This is a genomic window from Streptomyces sp. NPDC019396, assembly GCF_040632375.1.
Lineage (GTDB): Bacteria > Actinomycetota > Actinomycetes > Streptomycetales > Streptomycetaceae > Streptomyces.
This window is the reverse complement of record NZ_JBEYBS010000002.1, coordinates 17,373-36,427: the sequence shown is the minus strand read 5'-3', so window position 1 is coordinate 36,427 and position 19,055 is coordinate 17,373. Positions and strand designations below refer to the sequence as shown.

Genomic DNA, 19,055 nt, shown 5'->3' with positions numbered 1-19,055 from the left:
TCCCCCGTCAGCCATCCGTCCCCGCTTTCCTGCGCCGGTGGAACCGGTTGCGCGCCGTGCGCCGGCCGGTGGTGTCCGTGGCGTCCTGGCCGGTCGTGTGCTTCGCGCCCGTCCCGGACGCATCCGCGGACTGCCGGTCCCCCATGTGCGCGGCGAGTGCCGCGATCGTGGGATACGCGAACAGGTCCACGAGCCGGGGCGCTGTTCCGGTGCCGGTGCCGACCAGCTCGGCCAGGCGTGCGTGCACCCGGATGAGCAGCAGCGAGTTGCCGCCCGCGTCGAAGAAGTTCTCGTGGATGCCGATCCGCTCCACCCCGAGCACCGAGCACCACACCTCGGCGAGCCGGCGTTCCAGCGCGCTGCGCGGGGCCACCGGAGCCGCGGTCCGGCCTGCCGCCGCGTCCGGCTGCGCGGGTGCGGCGGCCAGCGCCTTCCGGTCCACCTTGCCGTTCGGAGTCGTCGGGAAGGCGGTCAGCAGGGTCAGGTGCTCCGGCACCATGTAGGCCGGCAGGCTGCGGCGCAGGTGCTCACGGAGCCGGTCGAGGTCCGGCGGCGCCTCGGCCGGCGTGGCGACGGGCAGCTCGGCCCCGGTCATGTCCGGTCGGCGGCCGTAGACGATCCCCACCTCGAGTTCGCTGAGGATCGTCCGGCTCGCGGTCTCGAAACCGTGCCGCTCCAGCTCGGCCAGCACCTCGTCCCGCCGTACGTCTCCCTCGACCTCGACGGCCACCTGCCGTACCCGTGGCCAGTCGGCGTCGTCGAGACCGGCGAGCACGTCCAGTTCGGCCCGCTCCACATCCACCTTCAGCAGGCCGATGTCGGCGAGGCCGTGCTCGGCGATCAGCTCGTGCAGGGTGGTGAGCCGGCAGGTGAACCGCTCGCTGCGGTACTGCTCCGCCAGGAAGGCGTCCACGTCCTCTGAGTCCGCCGACGGCATCAGCACCGCCGCCCGCCTGCGGTCGGCCACAGGGTCCGCATAGCGGCCGGACAGGCCGGTCAGCGCCGGGTAGTAGGTGAACTCGGCCGTGCCGGGGGTGTCGGCGAGACCCGCGTTGACCAGCACCGCGTCGATGCCGTTGGCCCGCACGGTGCGGCTGAGCCGGTCGAAGGTCGGCGGGATCGGTTCGACGGAGAGGATCCGCGCGGGTCGGCAACTCCGGTGCGCCCACAGCGTGGTGCCGCCCACGTTGGCGCCCGCGTCCAGCACGGTCATGCCGTCCCACAGGCGCAGGAAGCCGTCTCCCAGGTAGTCCCCGTCCTCGAAGATCTCCTTGTGGATCTCGGCGGCGGCCCGGCGGTCCCCGGTGGCGACCACGCCGCCCGTCGGAAGCGGGATCAGCTCCGGGTCGCCGGCTTCCGCGGCGGTGAGGGCGGCGCCCCGAGGGCGTATCCAGGCGGCCAGCGCCGCCCGGTCCCCCTCCCCCACCACACCGGTGATGGCCCGGTCCACGGCGGGGAAGGCCTCGATGTGCGCCTCGATCTCCCCGAGTTCGATCCGCCGCCCGCGTAGCTTGACCTGGTCGTCGATGCGTCCCCGGTACTCCAGGGTTCCGTCCGGTCGCAGCACCGCGAGGTCTCCCGTGCGGTAGAGACGCGCTCCCGGCGGGCCGTACGGGTCGGGGACGAACCGCTCGGCGGTCAGCGCCGGCCGGCCCCAGTACCCGCGCGCCACGCTGTCGCCGCCGATCAGCAGCTCGCCCGGGGTGCCCACGGGCACCGGCTCGCCGTCCTGACCGACCAGGTGGAAGCGGGTGTTGGCGACGGGGCGTCCGATCGGCGGCGGTCCGTCGCCCGTCACCGGCTGCGCGCTGGACCAGACGGTGGTCTCCGTGGGGCCGTACATGTTGAGCACCCGGCCCCGCAGGGTCTCGGAGAGCCTGCCCGCGAGCGCGGCGGGGAATGCCTCTCCCCCGATCACGAGCTGCTCCAGCTTCTCCAGCGTGGCGAGTCCGGCGTCGGTCTCGGCCAGCGCGAGCGCCAGCGACGGCGTGCACTGGAGATGGGTCGCACCGTGCCGGGCGAGCTGGGCGAGCACCGAGTGGTCCTCCTGGGGACCCGCCTGCGCGGCGGACCGTGCCCAGCGGGCTCGAAGGTCGTCCAGATGGGGCAGCGAGGCGAGGACCTGCTCCGGGTCGATGCCGAAGTCGATGAGGCAGGCGATCTCGTCGACCCCGGCGGCCGCGATCCGCCCCACCATCGGCTCGCATGTCTCCGGAGACCCGAAGAGCCCGGCCTCGCTGGCGAACCGGTCGTAGTAGCGCTCCAGGAGCACATCCAGCTCCTCGGGCGGCAGCGCCTCGAGATCCGCCGCGTCCTGGTCGCTGAGCAGCCGCTTCACCAGGCCCAGGGAGCTGCGCAGATAGCCGACGAACGGCTTGCGGGCCCGCTCCCGCACCGCCTCCGCGTCGCCGTCGACGGCCGTGTGCACCATCAGCGCCACCCGGCCGCGGCCCGGGTGGCCCGCCTCGTCCCAGGCCCGGCGGTAGCGGGCCACCTTCTCGCCGAGCTCCTCCAGGCTCTGGCCGAGCAGATGGGTGAGCAGATGTACGCCCGCACGGCCGGCCTCCTCGAAGGTGGCCGGGTCGCCGGACGACGTCAGCCAGACGGGCAGCCCGCCGCGGGCCGGCCGCGGATGGGTGCGCACCTCGATGGTGGCTCCCGCGCCGTTGTCCCTCTCCACCGCTTCGCCGCGCCAGAGGGCGCGTACGGTGTCCATCCCCTCCAGGAGCACGCGCTTGCGGTCGGCATGCCGGCCGGGGGCGAGTACGAAGTCGTCGGCCAGCCACCCGGAGGCGAAGGACACTTCGGCCCGGCCGCCGGAGAGCCCGTCCACGACCGCCCATTCCTCGGCGACCCGCAGCGGGTCCTGGAGAGGCAGCACCACGCTGCCCGCCCGGACGGCGATCCGCCGGGTCACCGCCGCGACGGCGGCACCGGTCACGGAGGGGTTCGGGTACAGCCCGCCGAAGGGGTTGAAGTGCCGCTCGGGCGTCCACACTCCCGCGAAACCGTGCTCGTCCGCGTACTTCGCGCCCTCCAGGAGCAGCCGGTACGGCTCGTGGCCCTGGTCGCCCTCCGCGCTGGCGAAGTAGAAGAGGCTGAAGTCCACCGCGGGGCGGGGCGCCGAGCGCTCCTCGCCCTGGAGCACGACGGTGACGCCGCGCGCCAGCGTCCACAGCAGTTCGAGGCCCGCGATGTCGAAGGAGATGCTGGTGGTCGCCAGCCACACCGAGCCCTCGGCCGCGGTGATGTGCTCGTCCATGGCGTGCAGGAAGTTGGTGAGGGCGCCGTGCGGCACCGTGACGCCCTTGGGGGTGCCGGTGGAGCCGGAGGTGTAGATGACGTACGCCGGGTTCTCCGGCCGCACCGCGGAGCTGACGTCCGGCTCCGCACCGGCCGCGTCCAGCGGCCCCGCGGCGTCTCCGTCCAGCGGGTGCGCACCGTCCCCGTCCAGCAGCTCCGTACCGGTCAGCACAAGGGAGGCCCCGGAGTCCGCGAGCATCTGCCGGCGGCGCCGCTCGGGGTAGTCCGGATCCACCGGCACATACCCGGCGCCCGTCTTGAGCACCGCGAGCAGTGCGACCGGCAGGTCTTCGGTGCGGCGCATCGCCACGGCCACGAGCTGCTCGGGGCCCGCTCCCCGGCCGATCAGCCGCCGAGCGAGGCGGTTGGCCCGGGAATTGAGCTCGGCGTAGCTGAGTCTGGTGTCGCCGCTGATCAGCGCGGTGGCCTCCGGGGTGCGGCGGGCCTGCTCGGCGATCCGCTCGTGCACCAGTTCGCGGTTCGGGTAGTCCCGCGCGGTGTCGTTGAGGCGGCGGACGGCGTCGGCGTCGGCTTCCGTGGTCATCGGCAGCCGCGCGATAGGTGTCCCGGGCTCGGCGACCGCGCCGGACAGCAGCGTGGTGAGCTGTTCGGCGAACCGCCTGATCGTGCCGGCGTCGAAGAGGTCGGTGTTGTATTCGAGCACTCCGGTGGCGCCCGAGGCGTGCCGTTCCACCGTCAGGATCAGGTCGAGGGTGACGGAGCCGTAGTCGAGCCCCAGCCACTCGGCGTCGAGACCGGGGATCCGCAGAGTGCGGTCGCCGGTCTCGTACCACGCGAACATCAGCTGGATGATCGGGGAATGGCTGAGCTGTCGGGACGGCTGGAGCTCGTCCACCAGCTTCTCGAACGGCATGTCCGCGTAGGGGTAGCAGGCGAGCGCGTCCGCCCGCACCCGGTCGACGATTTCACCGAAGGTCAGGCCCCCGGTGACCTCACTGCGCATCGCCATGGTGTTGGTGAATGCGCCGACCACCCGCTCCAGTTGGGGGTCGGAGCGGCCGTCCACCGGGGTGCCCACCACCAGGTCGGAGCGACCGGTGCTGCGGTGCACGAAGGCCAGGAAGCCCGCGAGCATCGTCATGTACGGGGTGGCGCCGCGCTCCGCGCCGAACCGGGTCACGGCCGCGGTCAGCTCGTCGCCGAACTCGAACCGGTGGGTGGCCCCCGCATAGCTCTGCCGGGCGGGGCGGGTGCGGTCGGCGGGGAGTTCGAGCAGCTCGGGCAGGTCCGCGAGACGCTCCCGCCAGAAACCGAGACTCTCCTCGAGTGCGGGTCCCGACAGCTGCTCCCGCTGCCACATCGCGTAGTCGGCGTAGTGGAGGGGAGGCTCCGCCGGCAGGTCCTCCTCGCGGTAGAAGGCGCTCAGCTCCGCCAGGACGATATCCATCGACGCCCCGTCGGCGATGATGTGATGGGCCATCAGCAGCAGTGCGTGGTCCTCTGCGCCGAGCCGGACGAGCAGCGCGCGCAGCAGCGGGGCCCGGCCCAGGTCGAAGGGGCGGCCGGCCCAGGTCTGGAGCACTGCGGGAAGCTCCGCTTCGGTGCTCTCCGTACGTTCCAGGGCGACCTCGGCGGTGTCCTCCACCACCTGGAAGGTGCGCCCGGCGGCCTCGGTGAAGCGCGTGCGCAGCGCCTCGTGCCTGGCCACCACCGTGGTCAGGGCCCGGCTCAGCGCCGCCTCGTCCAGGGCGCCTCGCAGCCGCAGCGCCGCGGGCACCTGGTAGACCGCCTGTTCGGGCGCGATCTGCTCCAGGAACCAGAAGCGCTCCTGCGCGAAGGACATCCGGGCACTACGTATCTCGGCCATGGTCAGCTCTCTTCCGCAGCGTCGTCGGTGAGTAGTTCGGCAAGGCTGCGGCGCGCGGCCGGTCGCAGCGGCGCGGGGCCGGGTGGCGGGGCGCTGCGACTGCCTTCCAGGGCCGCGTCCAGGCCCGCGGCGAGCTCGCCGAGGGTCTCCTGCTGCAACACGAGCTGGAGCAGTACGGGTACGGGGAGCGGGTAGACCTGGGAGAGTCGGCGCGCCAGCCTGGCGGCCTTCAGGGAATCCCCGCCGAGCTGGAAGAACCTGTCCTGCGTGGTCGGCTGCCGGGTGTCGAGGAGCTCGTCCCAGAGCTCCGCCAGCTGACGCTCGGTCGCGGTCCGGGGGGCCCGCCCGCGCGGGGTGTGCAGCTCCCCGGGGTCGGGCAGCAGTGCCGGGTCGAGCTTGCCGTTGGGTGACAGCGGCAGTTCGGACAGCACCACGAGGCGGCCCGGGACCACGGACTGCGGGAGGGTGGCGGTCAGCGAGGCGCGCAGCTCGTCGAGGTCGAATCCGTTGGGGTCCGGCACCTCCAGGTAGCCGACCAGACCGCCACCGCGCAGGGTGACATGGGCGGCGGTGACCGAGGGGTGGCGTTCGGCCGCGGCCTCGATCTCGCCCGGCTCCACCCGCAGCCCGTGCAGCTTGAGCTGCCGGTCGCCGCGGCCCGCGAAGACCAGCTCCCCGTCGGCCCTGCGGTAGGCCAGGTCGCCCGTCCGGTACATCCGGGTGCCGGGCGGGCCGAAGGGGTCGGGGCGGAACCGGTCGGCGGTCTGTGCCGGGTCGCCGAGATAGCCGCGGGCCAGTCCGTCGCCGGCGATCCACAGTTCTCCCGTGACACCGTCGGGCACCTGGGCACCAGACGCGTCGAGCACATGCAACCGCACGTTCTGGAGGGCCCGGCCGATCGGCAGGCTGCCGGATCCGGACAGCTCCGCGGGGAAGGGGACGGGCACCGGGTACATGCTGGCGCTGACGCTCGCCTCGGTCGGGCCGTAGGCGTTGACGACCAGGCAGTCGTCCCGCAGCCGCCCGGAGAGCTGCCGCAGCGCCTCGACGGAGACCGGCTCGGCGCCGACGCTGATGCCGCGCAGCGGAAGACCGCTGCGGCGCGCCGCCTCGGGGGCCATGTACGGCGCGAGGAACGTGCTCTCGATGCCGTGCTCGGTCAGCCAGTCCAGATGGTCCTCGGGGGTGGTACGGGCCCGCTCGGGCGCCAGGTGCACCTCGCAGCCGCGGGCGAGCGCGGGGAACAGCGCGTAGACCGAGGCGTCGAAGCTGAAGCTGGCCCACACCGCGGCCCGGCAGCCCTGGGGCACCAGCGCGTCGTAGTGGGGGTCGGTGATCAGGTTGACGACTCCCGCGTGCGGGATGACGACGCCCTTGGGCCGGCCGGTGGAGCCGGAGGTGTAGATCACATATGCGGGGTGCCGGGGGTCGACCGGGGTGTGCAGGTCGTCTCCGGACAGCTCCCGGGTGTCCGGCAGGGTCCCGGAGAGCACGACGGCCGGCTTGGAGTGCTCCAGCATGTACGCGCGGCGGTCGCGGGGATAGGCGGGGTCGACGGGGAGGTAGGCGCCGCCCGCCTTGAGCGTGGCGAGCATGGCGACGGGCACGTCCGGGCCGCGCTCGAGGGCGACGGCGACGATCCGCTCGGGGCCCACACCGCCCGCCACCAGATGGCGGGCGAGCCGGTTCGCGCGTTCGTTCAGCTCGGCATAGCTCAGCCGCTGGCCCTCGTACACGAGGGCTGTTGACCCGGGGGTGCGCCGGGCCTGCTCCTCCACGACCTCGTGCAGCAGCCTCGGTGCGTCCTGCGCCGGACGCCGTTCGGTGGCGTTGAGCCCGCGCAGCCGGTCCTGCTCCGGCGCGGTGAGCAGCGGCAGCGCGGAGACGGGGGATTGCGGCGCGGCGACGGCGCCCCGGATCAGGGTGGTGAGATGACCGGTCAGCCGGTCGACGGTCGCCTCGTCGAAGAGGTCGGTGCTGTAGACCACGGCTCCCGCGATGGTGCCGTCGGGCCGTTGCTCCAGGGTGAAGGTCAGGTCGAACTGGGTGGCGCAGAAGTCGGACGGCAGCGGTTCGCGCTCCACCCCGGGCAGCGCCAGCCCTTCGCCCGGCATGGTGTGCAGCGAGAACAGGACCTGTACGAGCGGGCTGTGGCTGAGGCTGCGGGAGGGCGCCAGCTCCGCCGTCAGCCGCTCGAAGGGCACCTCCTGGTGGGCGAAGGCCGACAGCGCCGTCTCCCGCACCCGGCCGACCAGTTCGGCGAAGCTCGGGTCCCCGGCCAGTGAGGTCCGCAGCGCCAGGGTGTTGACCAGGAAGCCGACCACCCTGTCGAGTTCCGGCCGCAGCCGGCCGGCGACCGGCGAGCCGACGACGAGATCGTCCTGCCCGGTGTAGCGGTGAAGCACGGCCTTGACCCCGCCGAGCAGCACCATGAACACGCTGGCCTCGTGTTCCCTGGCCAGCTCCTCGATCGCGGTGACCAGCCCGGCGTCCAGGGTGAAGTGGTGGGTGCCGCCGCCGAACGACTGTGCGGCGGGACGCGGCCGGTCCGTGGGCAGTGCCAGCACCTCGGGCGCCCCGGACAGCTGCCGGCGCCAGAAATCCAGCTGACCGGCGAGGTCCCCGCCGGTTCCCCCGGCCGCTCCTTCGCCGGCGAGGCGGTCACGCTGCCATTGCGCGAAGTCGCGGTATCCGGGCGCGGGTTCGGCCGGTACCGGCAGGAGACGGCCCGCGTACAGCGCGCTCAGGTCCTCGAAGAGCACCCTCAGCGACCAGGCGTCGGCGACGATCTCGTGCACGGTGAGCTGGAGTACGTGGTCCTCGTCGCCGAGCGGCACCACAAGAGCCCGTACCAGCGGCGCGCTGCCCAGGTCGAAGGGGCGGTAGGCCTCTTCGAGCAGCGTGGCCCGCAGTGCTTCCTCGTCCCCGGGGTGGTGCGGCACGGCGGTCCGCAGCTCAAGGGTGACCTCGCCGGCGTCCGCCACGATCGCCAGGCGCGTCTCCCCCGTGCTGACGAAGGAGGTACGCAGTGCCTCGTGCCGCTCGGCGAGGGCTTTCAGCGCGGCCCGCAGGGTCCCGGCGTCCAGGGGGCCTCGCAGCCGGTAGGCGAAGGCGTTGTTGTACGCGGCGTTGCCCGGCCTCAGTTCGTCGAGGAAGAGGAACTGCTCCTCTCCGAAGGAAGGCAGACCCCGCGTCGGGTCGTCGCGTCCGGGGATCGGCAGCAGCCGCGCGCTTCCCTCCCGTTCCGCCTCGGCCTGCCGTACGGCGTCGGCGAGCTCGCCCACCGTCCGGCCCTCGAACATCAGCCGCATCGGCAGGTCGACCCCGTGGGCCTCACGGATCCGCGCGACCACCTGGGTGGCGATCAGGGAGTGGCCGCCCAGGTCGAAGAAGTTCCGGTCGGCGGCGACCTCGTCGACGCCCAGGGCCTCGGCCCAGATCCGCGCGATCGCCTCCTCGGTGGCGTCCCGCTCCCCCGGCGTCCCACCGTCCGTTGCCGTGCGCGCCACCGGGGCGGGGAGCGCGGCACGGTCTGCCTTGCCGTTGGGGTTGAGCGGGATCCGGTCGAGTACGACCAGGGCGCTCGGCACGAGCTGGGCCGGGAGCCTTCCGCGGACGAACTCACCGATCTCGTCGACAAGCCCGGCCCGTTCACCGGCGACCGCGTTCTCGTGCGCGGGTTGGTCCCCTGAAGGTCCCGTGGGGACGACATAGCCGACCAGACGCTTGTCGCCCGGCCGGTCCTCGCGCACGGTGGCGACGGCGGCGACCACCGCCGGGTGCGCCCGCAGCGCCTCCTCCACCTCGCCCAGTTCGATCCGGAAGCCGCGGATCTTCACCTGGCCGTCCAGCCGACCGCCGAATTCCAGTACTCCGTCCGGGCGCCGGGTCACGCGGTCCCCGCTGCGGTACATCCGCGCTCCACCGCCCGCGAAGGGGTCGGGGAGGAAGGAGGCCGCGGTGCGCTCGGGGCGTCGCCAGTAGCCGAAGGAGACCCCGGTCCCGCCGATGTACAGCTCGCCCGGGGTGCCGTCGGGGACCGGCCGCAGTTCCTCGTCGAGGACGTAGAGAAGTGTCTGGTCGATCTCGGTGCCGATCGGGACGCTGTCGGCCTCCGCCGGAAGCGCGACCGTGTCGTAGACGGTGGAGAAGGTGCTGGCCTCGGTCGGACCGTAGCCGCTCAGCAGGCGTCCTCCGGGCGGAAGATGCTCGCGTGCGGTCCTGACGCTGCCGGGGTCGGCCGCCTCACCCCCGATGATCAGCTGGGGCACGGTGGCGAAGACCGAAGGCTCGGTACGTACCGACTCGTTGAAGAGCGAGGTGGTGACGAACACCGTGCTGAGCCGCTGTTCGCGAACGAAACGCGCCAAGTGGCGGGCGGAGAGCATCACATCCCGCTCGATGGCCACCAGGCAGGCGCCGTTGAGCAACGCCATCCACATCTCCAGGACGCTCGCGTCGAAGGAGAGGTTGCCGCCGAAGCCGACTCGGTCGTCGGGCCCGAGATCCATGTAGCACGTGTCAACGACCAGCCTGATGACGGCTTTCTGGGTCGTCAGCACCCCCTTGGGGCGGCCGGTCGACCCGGAGGTGTACATCATGCAGGCGGGCTGGGCCGCCGACTGACGGCCGGGGCGGTCGGCGGGGCAAGCCGCGATCAGCTCGGCGTCGCGGTCCAGGCGCACCACGGGGATGTCGTCCCAGGGCAGCAGCTTGTCGTGCGGCTCCCGCGTGACGACCAGATCGAGCCCGGCGTCCGCCGCCATCCACTCGAGCCGCTCGGCCGGGTACGACACGTCCAACGGCACGTAGACCGCACCGCATTTGAGCGCCGCCAAAGCCGCGACGACCATATCCGACCGCCGGTCGGTGCATATCCCGACGAATGCGCCCGGCCGTACTCCGCGCTCGGCCAGATGGCCGGCCAGCCGATTCGCCCGAGCGTCCAGCTGCGAGTAAGTCCACTCATCGGAGCCGAAACCCAGGGCGGGCCGCTCGGGTGCCCTATCGGTGTGTTTCTCGAAGATCCCGGCAAGAGTGGATGGCTCAACTCGCGGCATAGCAGGTCTCCGTCGGCAGAGGGGCGTTCCAGCGCTCAAGATCGAAGTCAGAACCTTCCCAGAAGACGCCACTCAAGATCAAGATCTTTCATTATCAGTCGCAACTGTGCATGATGGTGCTGAAGTTGGCGGCGATCCGCACACAGCAGCGGCCGGGCCGACTGCCACAGGACCACTGCCGATGGAGGTTGCGCGTGACGGTCGAAGCCACGTCCGAAAAGGCCGATGCAAAGCTGGACCGCCCACTGCTGATACTCGGCGCCGTGATGTCGGTGGGCACCTTCGCGGCGGCCTTGGACGCGACGATCGTGTCGCTCGCCCTGGACAGCATTCGTGCTGAATTCAGCACTCCGCTTGAGACGATTCAGTGGATCATCACCGGCTATCTCCTCGGAATCGCCACCGTTATTCCGGTGACCGGCTGGGCCATCGACCGCTTCGGCTCCCGGACCATGTGGCTCACGGCCATGGGGCTCTTCCTCGCCGCGTCACTGTTCTGCGGATTCGCCTGGTCCGCCCCGGTCCTGATCGCATCCCGGGTGGTTCAGGGCTTCGGCGGCGGCATGATCGTCCCCATCGCCCAGGCCATCCTGGCGCGCGCCGCGGGCCCCTCCCGGGTGGGCCGGACCATGGCCCTGGTGACCATCCCCACCCAGTTCGCCTCGGTCATAGGACCGACCCTCGGCGGCCTCCTGGTGGAGACGACGAACTGGCGCTGGATCTTCTACATCAACCTGCCGGTCTGCCTGGCCGCCGGACTGCTCGCCGCCAAGCTCCTCCCGCGCGACGAGCCGGAGGGCAAGGCGCGCCTCGACCTCACCGGGCTGCTGCTGCTCTCCCCGGGGCTCGCCCTGCTGGTATTCGGCGTCTCCCGGATCACCGGCGGCGGCAGCGGGGTGGTCACCCCGATGCTGATCGGCGCGGTCCTGCTGGCGGGTTACGTGGTGCACGCCCTGCGCACACCGCACCCCCCGATCATCGATCTGCGGCTCTTCAGCACCCGCTGGTTCCGGACCCTGGCCGCACTGATGGCCGTGTACGGCGCCTTCTTCTTCGGCGCCGTCTATCTCTTTCCGCTCTACTTCCAGGAGGCCAGGGGCCACTCCACGCTGCAGGCCGGACTGGACGTGGCGCCCAACGGCATCGGCCTGCTGCTGATGCTCTTCCTGGGCGGCACGCTGGCCGACAAGCTCGGCCCCCGGCCCGCCATGCTGGCCGGCCTCGGCACGCTGGCGTTGGGCACCCTCGTGTACACCCAGCTTCCGGCCGACCCGCCGGTGTGGCTGCTCTGGATCGCGCTGGCCGTACGCGGCGCGGGCGTCGGACTCTGCGTCGGCCCGCTGATGGCCGCGGTGTTCCAGGGCGGACTCCCCAAGGCCTCGATCCCCCGCGCCACCACGTCCATCAACATCCTCCAGCGTGTGGGCGGCTCCTTCGGCACCGCACTCTTCGCGGTGGTGCTCCAGAGCCAGGCCGGACAGCACGCCCCCACAGCGGCCGACTTCAGCCACACCTTCTGGTGGGTGACGGGCCTGATCGCCCTGGCTCTGGTGCTCACGTGGTCGCTGCCGCGCGGGCGCCCGGCGGAAGCCGCCGCGGACCACTGAGAGCCGACCCGGACCGAACAGAAGGCGTGACCATGAACAGCCCCCTCGGGGATGCCGTAACGGAACGAGCCGCGCTGCCGGACGGCGGTCCGCTGCCGCTGGCCGTCGAACCCGTGGCTCCCGGCCTCGACCTCGTGGACTGGGCGTCCAGCCACAGCGAACCGCTGCGCGAACGCGTAGACCGGCACGGCGCCGTGCTGCTGCGCGGGTTCTCCGGCGTCACCGCCGAGTCCTTCGAGACCACCGTGCACAAGGCCTGCGGCGCACCCCTCGAGTACGTGGAGCGCTCATCCCCGCGCCACGCCGTGCACAAGAACGTGTACACCTCGACCGACCACCCCGCGCGCGAACGCATCCACCTGCACAACGAGCAGTCGTACAACGTCGTCTGGCCCCTGCGCATCTGCTTCTGCTGCCTGACCGCACCAGGCTCAGGCGGCGCCACCCCGCTGGCCGACTGCCGCAAGGTGTACGCCCGCATACCCGAGACCGTGCGGCAGCGCTTCGCCGACCGCGGCGGCTATCTCTACGTCCGCAACTTCGGTCATGGCGCGGGTCTCAGCTGGCAGGAGGCGTTCGGCACCGGCGATCCGGACCAGGTCGACCGCTACTGCGCCCAGAACGACATCACGACGCGGTGGGGCCCCGACGACCAGCTCCGCACCACCCAGCGGCGCCCCGCTTCGGCCCAGCACCCCCGCACCGGGGAATGGACGTGGTTCAACCACATCACGTTCTTCCACATCTCCACCCTGGGCGCCGCCATGGCCGAGGCACTCGTCGAAGCACTGGGCCCCGAGGCGCTGCCCAACAACACGTATTACGGCGATGGTACGGAGATCGAAGCCGAGGTCCTGGAGACCCTGCGCGCGGCCTACGCCGCCGAACTCGTCGAGTTCCCCTGGCAGCAGGGCGACGTCCTGCTGGTCGACAACATGCTGACCGCCCACGGCCGGGCCCCCTTCGAACCGCCCCGGCGGATCGTCGTCGGCATGGCCGATCCCCTCACCACCCGGCAGGTGACCACGTGACCCCCCTGCATCGGCGCACGCCCGTACTGCGCACCTTCCACGAGGCACCGGACGCCACGTCCCGACTGGTCTGCTTCCCGCACGCGGGCGGCTCCGCTCCCTACTACTTCGCGCTCTCGCTGGCCCTTTCACCGGCCGTCGAGGTGCTGGGCATGCAGTACCCGGGCCGCATGGACCGCAGCGGCGAGCCGGCGGCCGAGGACATCGCGACACTCGCCGACGAGGCCGCGACCCTCATCGCCGCCGCACCGCAGCCGCCGCCCGCCCTCTTCGGCCACAGCATGGGTGCCCTCGTCGCCTTCGAGACGGCCAGAAGGCTGGAGCAGCAGCACGGCATCACACCGTCCGCACTGATCGTCTCCGGAATGCGGTCACCCTCCCAGCCCCGCCGCTCCCAGGACTGGGACCGCGAGGAGGTACTCCTCGACGAACTGCGGCTACTCGCCGGCACCCATCCAGGACTGCTGGAGAACGAAGAGCTCAGAGAGCTCTTCCTGCCGGTCCTGCGCAGTGACTTCCGGGCGGTGTCCACCTACCCGGGCGATACCACCACCGTGCTCTCCTGCCCGATCACCGCCTTCACCGGCGACGAGGACCCGGTCACCCCGGACGGTATGGAGCACTGGGCAGCCCACACCTCGGCCCCCTTCACCACCCGGTCGTTCCCGGGCGACCACTTCTACCTGACCGGCTTCCCCGCCCCTGTGGTGGAAGGCATACGGGCTGCGTTGGTCCGGCGCTAAGTACCGCTCCTCGCCTGCGATCCGCCACTCACAGCGGCCAAGCGGTCAGCAAATCGCCGGGGCCGTAGGTTGCATCGAGCCCCCCCCCCCCCGGCCGAAGAGCCCCGGGACCACCCCGACCACAGGAATCACACCGCCACGAGCCGGACCCGCTCGCCACAGAGCTTGGCCATGTCGTCGATATCGGACGTCGACATGACCACCGGGCGATGGTGTCGCAACGCGGCCTCGGCGACCGCCGCATCGATCGCGTACTTGTGCCCGTGCAGTCCGGCATCCATCAGCAGCTTCGAGGCTGCCTGCGCCTCCTCGTCGCCCACCGGGACAACCCGCAGTCCAGAGAGCACCCAGTTCAGGCGGGACGTGTTCATACGGGCATGGACGGACTCGACAATGGTGAGCGCACTGATCACAACCTCCATGCCACGCGAGCGCGCTCAGCAATCAGCGCCACCACCTGCTCGTCATCGGCGAGCATCTTCGAGAGTCCCTCGCTGTCGAGGACCAGCGTCCCCTCGTGACTCAGCTTGCGGCGGGCCACTCGCCCTCCTCGGCGAACACCTCGTCGAAGACCTGCCGCGCCCGCTGACGAGCCTGTTCGGGCACCGGCCCCTTGCGGCTCTCGTAATCCGCCAGATACTCGTCAAGCACCTGGCCGCGCAGCTCACGCTCGACTGCCTCGGCAATGAACGCGGAGAACTCCCGCTTGCCCACCCGCGCCCGGATGATCGAGGTCCTCGAACGGATCCGTGTTCCCCGTCCCCAGGACGGTCGCCCCCGTACTCGGCCGGAACACTTGGGCGGCGACAAGGCATACAGCTCACGTCGGAACCGGCGCTATCTGCGAAGGCGCCAGATCAAACACACCATCCCCGAACCGAAGGACCAGCGGGCCAACCGCAAACGCCGTGGCAGTGAGGGCGGCCGGCCCACCGGCTTCGACAGCGAGTTCTACAAACGTCGCAACGAAGTCGACCGGACGATCAACCGGCTTAAGAACTCCCGGGCCGTTGCCACCCGCTACGACAAGCGGGCCTACATCTTCCACGGCACCGTCACCACCGCGGCTGTCCGGTTATGGCTCCGGGGCTGAGCCAGCCTGCAGTCTCAGTCCCCGAGAAACCACAGGTACAAGCCCTGCCCGTCGAGAACCACCTGCCCCAGCCCGATCAACTCGCGCGCGAACTCATCAGTCAGCACGCCTGCAGGCAGCCGTGGTACCTCCTCCAACAGGGTCGACACCTGCCGGCGGTTGAAAACGGTGTCCGCGTACGGCAGCAGGTGCCCCAGCATCGGAAACACCGACTGATCGAGACCAGCCAGCTCAGGACCCCAGACCACACCATGCTTCGCGCGGGCCTCGATCGTGCCGTTCTCGCCTCGGACCTGGAGATTAATCACGGTCAGACCCTACGGCCTCATGATCCGCCGGACACTGCCTACAGCACGGTGGTGGGAGCCGTGAGGGTCCGGGGACCGGGCCGGTGCGGCTTGTATGGCTCATAGGGCTTGTGGGGTTTGTGGGGCCATGGGTTGTGCGGTTTGCCTGGTGCGGTGACGGTCACGGTCACCGGCTCGCCGGTGGTGCTCCCCTGGGCATTGGTGGCGGTGGGGGTGAAGGTGTGCTGGCCGGGGGCGATGGGTGTGAGGGAGGTGCAGGTCCAGTTACCCGAGTCGTCGACGATCGCGGTGCACACGGTGGTGTCGTTCTCGTCGGTGACGGTGATGCTGTCCCCGGGCCCGCCGGTGCCGGTGAAGGTCACGGTGCAGCCCCGTCGGGTGCTGGCCGTGCTGGGGTACGGGCGGGAGGGTTTGCCGCAGGTGATGGTGGACCCGTCGGCGGGGCTGATGATCACCGGCGCGGTGGGGGGCTCGACCGTGTCGATGGTCACAGTCACCGGCTCGCCGGTGGTGCTGCCCTCGGCGTTGGTGGCGGTGGGGGTGAAGGTGTGTACCCCGTCCGGGATCGGCGTGGTCGCGGTGCAGGTCCAGTTACCCATGTCGTCGACGACGGCCACGCAGACCACGTTGTCGTTCTCGTCCGTGACGGTGATCGTGTCCCCCGGCCCACCCGTACCGGTGAACGTCGGAGTGCTGTCATCGATCGTGGACCCGTCAGCGGGGCTGGTGATCACCGGCGCGGCTGGCAGGGTGGTATTCAGCAGCACCGACACCGTGTTCGCATTGGAGTTGGCGGTGACCAGGTCCGGCAGGCCGCCGTTGAAGTCCCCCACCGCCACCGAGTACGGGCCGTCGCCGGTGGGGTAGGCGACCGCGGCGGCGAAGGTACCGTCACCGTTGCCCGCCAGCACCGACACCGTATCCCCGCTGTTGTTGGCAGTGACCAGGTCCAGGTTGCCGTCACCGTCCAGATCCCCCACCGCCACCGAGAGCGGGTTGTCGCCGGTGGGGTAGGCGACCGCGGCGGCGAACGTGCCGTCCCCGTTGTTCAACAGCACCGACACCGTATCCGCGCTGGCGTTGGCGACGGCCAGATCCTGGTCACCGTCACCATCGAAGTCACCCACCACGACGGAGTCCGACCCATCGCCCGTAGGGTAGGAGACGGGGCTGGCGAACGTGCCGTCCCCGTTGTTCAACAGCACCGACACCGTATCCGCGCTGAAGTTGGCGACGGCCAGATCCTGGTCACCGTCGCCGTCCAGATCCCCTACCGCCACCGAGACCGACCCAACGCCGGCGGGGTAGTCGACCGCTGCGGCGAACGTGCCGTCCCCGTTGTTCAACAGCACCGACACCGTGCCCGCGGGGCCGTTGGCGACGGCCAGATCCTGGTCACCGTCACCATCGAAGTCACCCACCGCGACGGAGGACGGGCCACTCCCGGTGGGATAGGCGACGGGGCCGGCGAACGTGCCGTCCCCGTTGTTCAGCAGCACCGACACCGTATCCGGCCCGAGGTTGGCGACGGCCAGGTCCTGGTCGCCGTCACCATCGAGATCACCGACGGCCACCGAGATCGCCCGGTCGCCGGCGGGGTAGTCGACCGCAGTCGCGAAGGTGCCGTCCCCGTTGTTCAACAGCACCGACACCGTGTCCGCGAAGAAGTTGGCGGTGACCACGTCCTGATCGCCGTCACCGTCCAGATCACCCACCGCAACTGACTCCGGGTCGGCTCCGGTGGGATAGTCGACTTTGGGCGCGAACGTCGCGGTCGCAGCCAACGCGGTCCCGGAAAACGTTCCCAGAACCAGCCCGGCCGCCATCAGCAGCGCTACCCCCAGCTTCGACGGGGCGCGTCCAGCCCGGGTCATCGCACTCTCCCCGGCACACACTCTGACGTCATCGTCTCTCCCTCTTCTCACCAGACCCGCGTGGCCACGGGACGTTGACGCCCGGACGCGTCGGAGGACGCCCCCCGTTTCAGACAAGGCGCGATGCCAGCGCCTCACCCACATGAACCGACGAGAAGACAGACCCGGACGCGAGAAAGACCACACGGTGGCTCACTACGCCGGCACGCCCGAACCGCAGTCCGGACAACACACCTTGCCAACGGTCCCCACTCGCCCTGCCCCGACACCCACCACCGGCAGCCGAGAACACCCGAAAAGCCCACGTCAGGCGATCCGGAACTTCAGCGTCCGAAGTGCCCCCTCTGTCCGTATGGGAGTGTCTAATCAACGCGGATCCGATGATCAAGGAGACGCCTGATGAGTGAAACCATCCTGGAGGATTCGGCCGTGGAGGAGGCGGTCGTCGAGTCGGCTGCGGAGGCGGTGTCGGCGAGCAGTTGATCGCGATGCTGGTCGACCATGCCCGTTCCGACGGACTGCAGCTGACTGGAGAGGGCGGGCTGCTGCAGCAGCTGACGAAGCGGGTGCTGGAGTCCGCCCTGGAGGGCGAGATCACCGATCACGTCGGCTACGACAAGCACGACGTGACGGGCAGGAACAGCGGCAACTCCCGTAACGGCACCCGAGCGAAGACCGTGCTGACCGATGTCGGTCCGATCGAGGTGAAGGTGCCCCGGGACACCGCTGGCACCTTCGAGCCGCAGGGCGTCCGCAAGCGGCAGCGCCGTCTGACCGGTGTGGATGAGATGGTGCTCTCGCTGTCGGCGAATGGCCTGACCCACGGGGAGATATCGGCTCATCTGGCCGAGGTCTAAGGAGCCGAGGTGCCCAAGCAGACCATCACCACGATCACGGACAAGGTGATGGAGGGGCGGCTTCCACCAGCACCTGCAAGGCCATGACGAGCGCGGTGGTGCTCGGCTCCGGCCGGTCCACGTCGATGTGGACGGCCATCTCGTGCACGGCCTCGGAAAGCCGGCGAGCTGCGGCGAGCATCTGGTCGACAGTGCGCTGCCCGACACCGGGAATCTGTCGCAACCGATAGGGGCCCGCTTCGAGAACACGGCCCACTGTGCGGAAAGCCGCTCTTCTCGATGCTCCCCAGCCACAGGCGTCCTTCAGTGACGTCCTGCAGCCGGGCGACGGGGATGGCGTCGAGCTCCCGCTTGACCGCCGCGTCGTGGATCGGCTTGAGCGCCGCCCGCACCGCCTCGACCGCCGTGCCATGGTCACCGGCCAGCGCCTGCGCCGCCCTGTGCAGTCGGACTCCCCTCGCGACCGTGCCCCGCTCGCCACGCCCCACGCGTCCCGCCCCTCTCTCGCAGTCCCCGCATCCTCCCACCACGCACTCCGGCCGTGGTGCGTCGCCCAGTACGGCCTTGGAATCACGACAGGTCCACGATCCGGCTCGACACGGCGGCCTGTCGGCCGGACCCAAGACGACATCACCCGCCCCCCTGCGCCATACCGCGCTATGGTATTGATATGGCTACCAAGAAGGTGACGATCACTCTCGATGAATCCCTGGTCGAGGCCCTGGCCGGTGCCGCCGAGGAGGAAGGCATCCCGCTCTCCCGGCTTGTCGCTGGAGCGGCCGAACGAGAGCTGCGACTGCGAGCCGGGCGGGCCGTGATCCAGGAGTGGCAAGCGAAGCACGGCGCCTTCACGCCTGAAGAGCTCGCCGCCGCCCGCGCCGACATGGCCGATGCCGATGCCGAGTACCTCAGCGACACCGGGGCATCGGCCGCGTGAACATCCCTTACGTGTACGACGCCGGTGCACTGATCGCCATCGACAACGACGATCGGCGTATGTGGGCCCGCCACAGCCTGGCTCTCGAAGACGGTAGGGACATCCACGTGCCCTCCGTGGTCGTCAGCCAGGCATGGCGGGACTCCCGCCGCCAAGTCAGGCTCGGCAAGTTCCTCGCCGGGTGCCACGTTGTACCCGTGGGCCTCGAAACCGCCAAGGCCGCAGGCATTCTGTGCGGCAAGGCCGGCACCGCGGACATCGTCGACGCCAGCGTCGTTGTTGTGGCTGCCACTCTCGGGGCGATCATCTGGACTTCCGACCCGAACGACATCCGCGCCCTGATCGACGCCCAGGACATCAAGCCCGCTCCAGTCATCCGCACCGTCTGACCTCCGGAAAATCTGCGGACTACTG

General features: G+C 70.6%; 10 protein-coding genes and 4 pseudogenes. 7 read left to right on the top strand and 7 right to left on the bottom strand.

What is annotated here, in order from left to right; genetic code table 11:
• Positions 1 to 7: 7 nt before the first annotated feature.
• On the bottom strand, positions 8 to 5,131 hold the full coding sequence (locus tag ABZ532_RS02230; RefSeq protein ID WP_361278737.1) for a MupA/Atu3671 family FMN-dependent luciferase-like monooxygenase: 5,124 nt from the start codon (positions 5,129 to 5,131) through the stop codon (positions 8 to 10).
• A gap of 2 nt (positions 5,132 to 5,133) precedes the next feature.
• Positions 5,134 to 10,191, bottom strand: a complete 5,058-nt coding sequence (locus ABZ532_RS02225; RefSeq protein ID WP_361278735.1) for an amino acid adenylation domain-containing protein — start codon at positions 10,189 to 10,191, stop codon at positions 5,134 to 5,136.
• Between the two features lie 194 nt (positions 10,192 to 10,385).
• Here ABZ532_RS02225 and ABZ532_RS02220 point away from each other — a divergent pair, with 194 nt between their 5' ends.
• The 3 genes from ABZ532_RS02220 to ABZ532_RS02210 are packed head-to-tail and all read left to right on the top strand — an operon-like array spanning position 10,386 to position 13,572.
• On the top strand, positions 10,386 to 11,798 hold the full coding sequence (locus ABZ532_RS02220; RefSeq protein WP_361278733.1) for an MDR family MFS transporter: 1,413 nt from the start codon (positions 10,386 to 10,388) through the stop codon (positions 11,796 to 11,798).
• A 32-nt stretch (positions 11,799 to 11,830) separates the two neighbouring features.
• Positions 11,831 to 12,829 carry a TauD/TfdA family dioxygenase gene (locus ABZ532_RS02215; RefSeq protein WP_361278731.1) on the top strand — a complete coding sequence of 333 codons (999 nt, stop codon included), beginning with the start codon at positions 11,831 to 11,833 and terminating at the stop codon, positions 12,827 to 12,829.
• A complete protein-coding gene (locus ABZ532_RS02210) occupies positions 12,826 to 13,572 on the top strand; it encodes an alpha/beta fold hydrolase (protein ID WP_361278729.1) in 747 nt (248 codons plus the stop codon). The genes ABZ532_RS02215 and ABZ532_RS02210 overlap by 4 nt, the downstream gene beginning before the upstream one ends.
• Before the next feature lie 128 nt (positions 13,573 to 13,700).
• Here the strand turns inward: ABZ532_RS02210 and ABZ532_RS02205 are convergent.
• Together ABZ532_RS02205 and ABZ532_RS02200 are read right to left on the bottom strand one after the other, a co-directional pair.
• Positions 13,701 to 14,113 (bottom strand): annotated as a pseudogene (locus ABZ532_RS02205) (DNA-binding protein).
• Complete coding sequence (locus tag ABZ532_RS02200; RefSeq protein ID WP_361279395.1) at positions 14,095 to 14,319, bottom strand: hypothetical protein; 225 nt, start codon at positions 14,317 to 14,319, stop codon at positions 14,095 to 14,097. Before ABZ532_RS02200 ends, ABZ532_RS02205 begins: the two are co-directional and overlap by 19 nt.
• Between ABZ532_RS02200 and ABZ532_RS02195 the strand changes: the two are divergent.
• Positions 14,294 to 14,665: pseudogene (locus ABZ532_RS02195) on the top strand (transposase); the annotation flags it as partial. The gene ABZ532_RS02200 and the pseudogene ABZ532_RS02195 sit on opposite strands and share 26 nt — an antisense overlap.
• A gap of 14 nt (positions 14,666 to 14,679) precedes the next feature.
• Here the strand turns inward: ABZ532_RS02195 and ABZ532_RS02190 are convergent.
• Both ABZ532_RS02190 and ABZ532_RS02185 read right to left on the bottom strand, forming a co-directional pair.
• The gene (locus ABZ532_RS02190; RefSeq protein WP_361278727.1) at positions 14,680 to 14,973 is read right to left on the bottom strand and encodes a hypothetical protein; all 294 of its coding nucleotides are present in this window, start codon (positions 14,971 to 14,973) and stop codon (positions 14,680 to 14,682) included.
• Positions 14,974 to 15,011: 38 nt separating this feature from the next.
• Positions 15,012 to 16,847 (bottom strand): FG-GAP-like repeat-containing protein, encoded by a 1,836-nt coding sequence (locus ABZ532_RS02185; protein WP_361278725.1) that lies wholly within the window; start codon positions 16,845 to 16,847, stop codon positions 15,012 to 15,014.
• A 465-nt stretch (positions 16,848 to 17,312) separates the two neighbouring features.
• On the opposite strand from ABZ532_RS02185, the pseudogene ABZ532_RS02180 reads away from it, so the two are divergent.
• A pseudogene (locus tag ABZ532_RS02180) lies at positions 17,313 to 17,701 on the top strand (transposase); the annotation flags it as partial.
• Between the two features lie 61 nt (positions 17,702 to 17,762).
• On the opposite strand, the pseudogene ABZ532_RS02175 reads toward ABZ532_RS02180, so the two are convergent.
• Positions 17,763 to 18,192, bottom strand: a pseudogene (locus ABZ532_RS02175) (ATP-dependent helicase); the annotation flags it as partial.
• A gap of 182 nt (positions 18,193 to 18,374) precedes the next feature.
• Here ABZ532_RS02175 and ABZ532_RS02170 point away from each other — a divergent pair.
• Together ABZ532_RS02170 and ABZ532_RS02165 are read left to right on the top strand one after the other, a co-directional pair.
• Positions 18,375 to 18,641, top strand: a complete 267-nt coding sequence (locus ABZ532_RS02170; protein ID WP_361278722.1) for a hypothetical protein — start codon at positions 18,375 to 18,377, stop codon at positions 18,639 to 18,641.
• On the top strand, positions 18,638 to 19,030 hold the full coding sequence (locus ABZ532_RS02165) for a PIN domain-containing protein (RefSeq protein ID WP_361278720.1): 393 nt from the start codon (positions 18,638 to 18,640) through the stop codon (positions 19,028 to 19,030). Before ABZ532_RS02170 ends, ABZ532_RS02165 begins: the two co-directional genes overlap by 4 nt.
• The last annotated feature ends 25 nt before the right edge of the window (positions 19,031 to 19,055 follow it).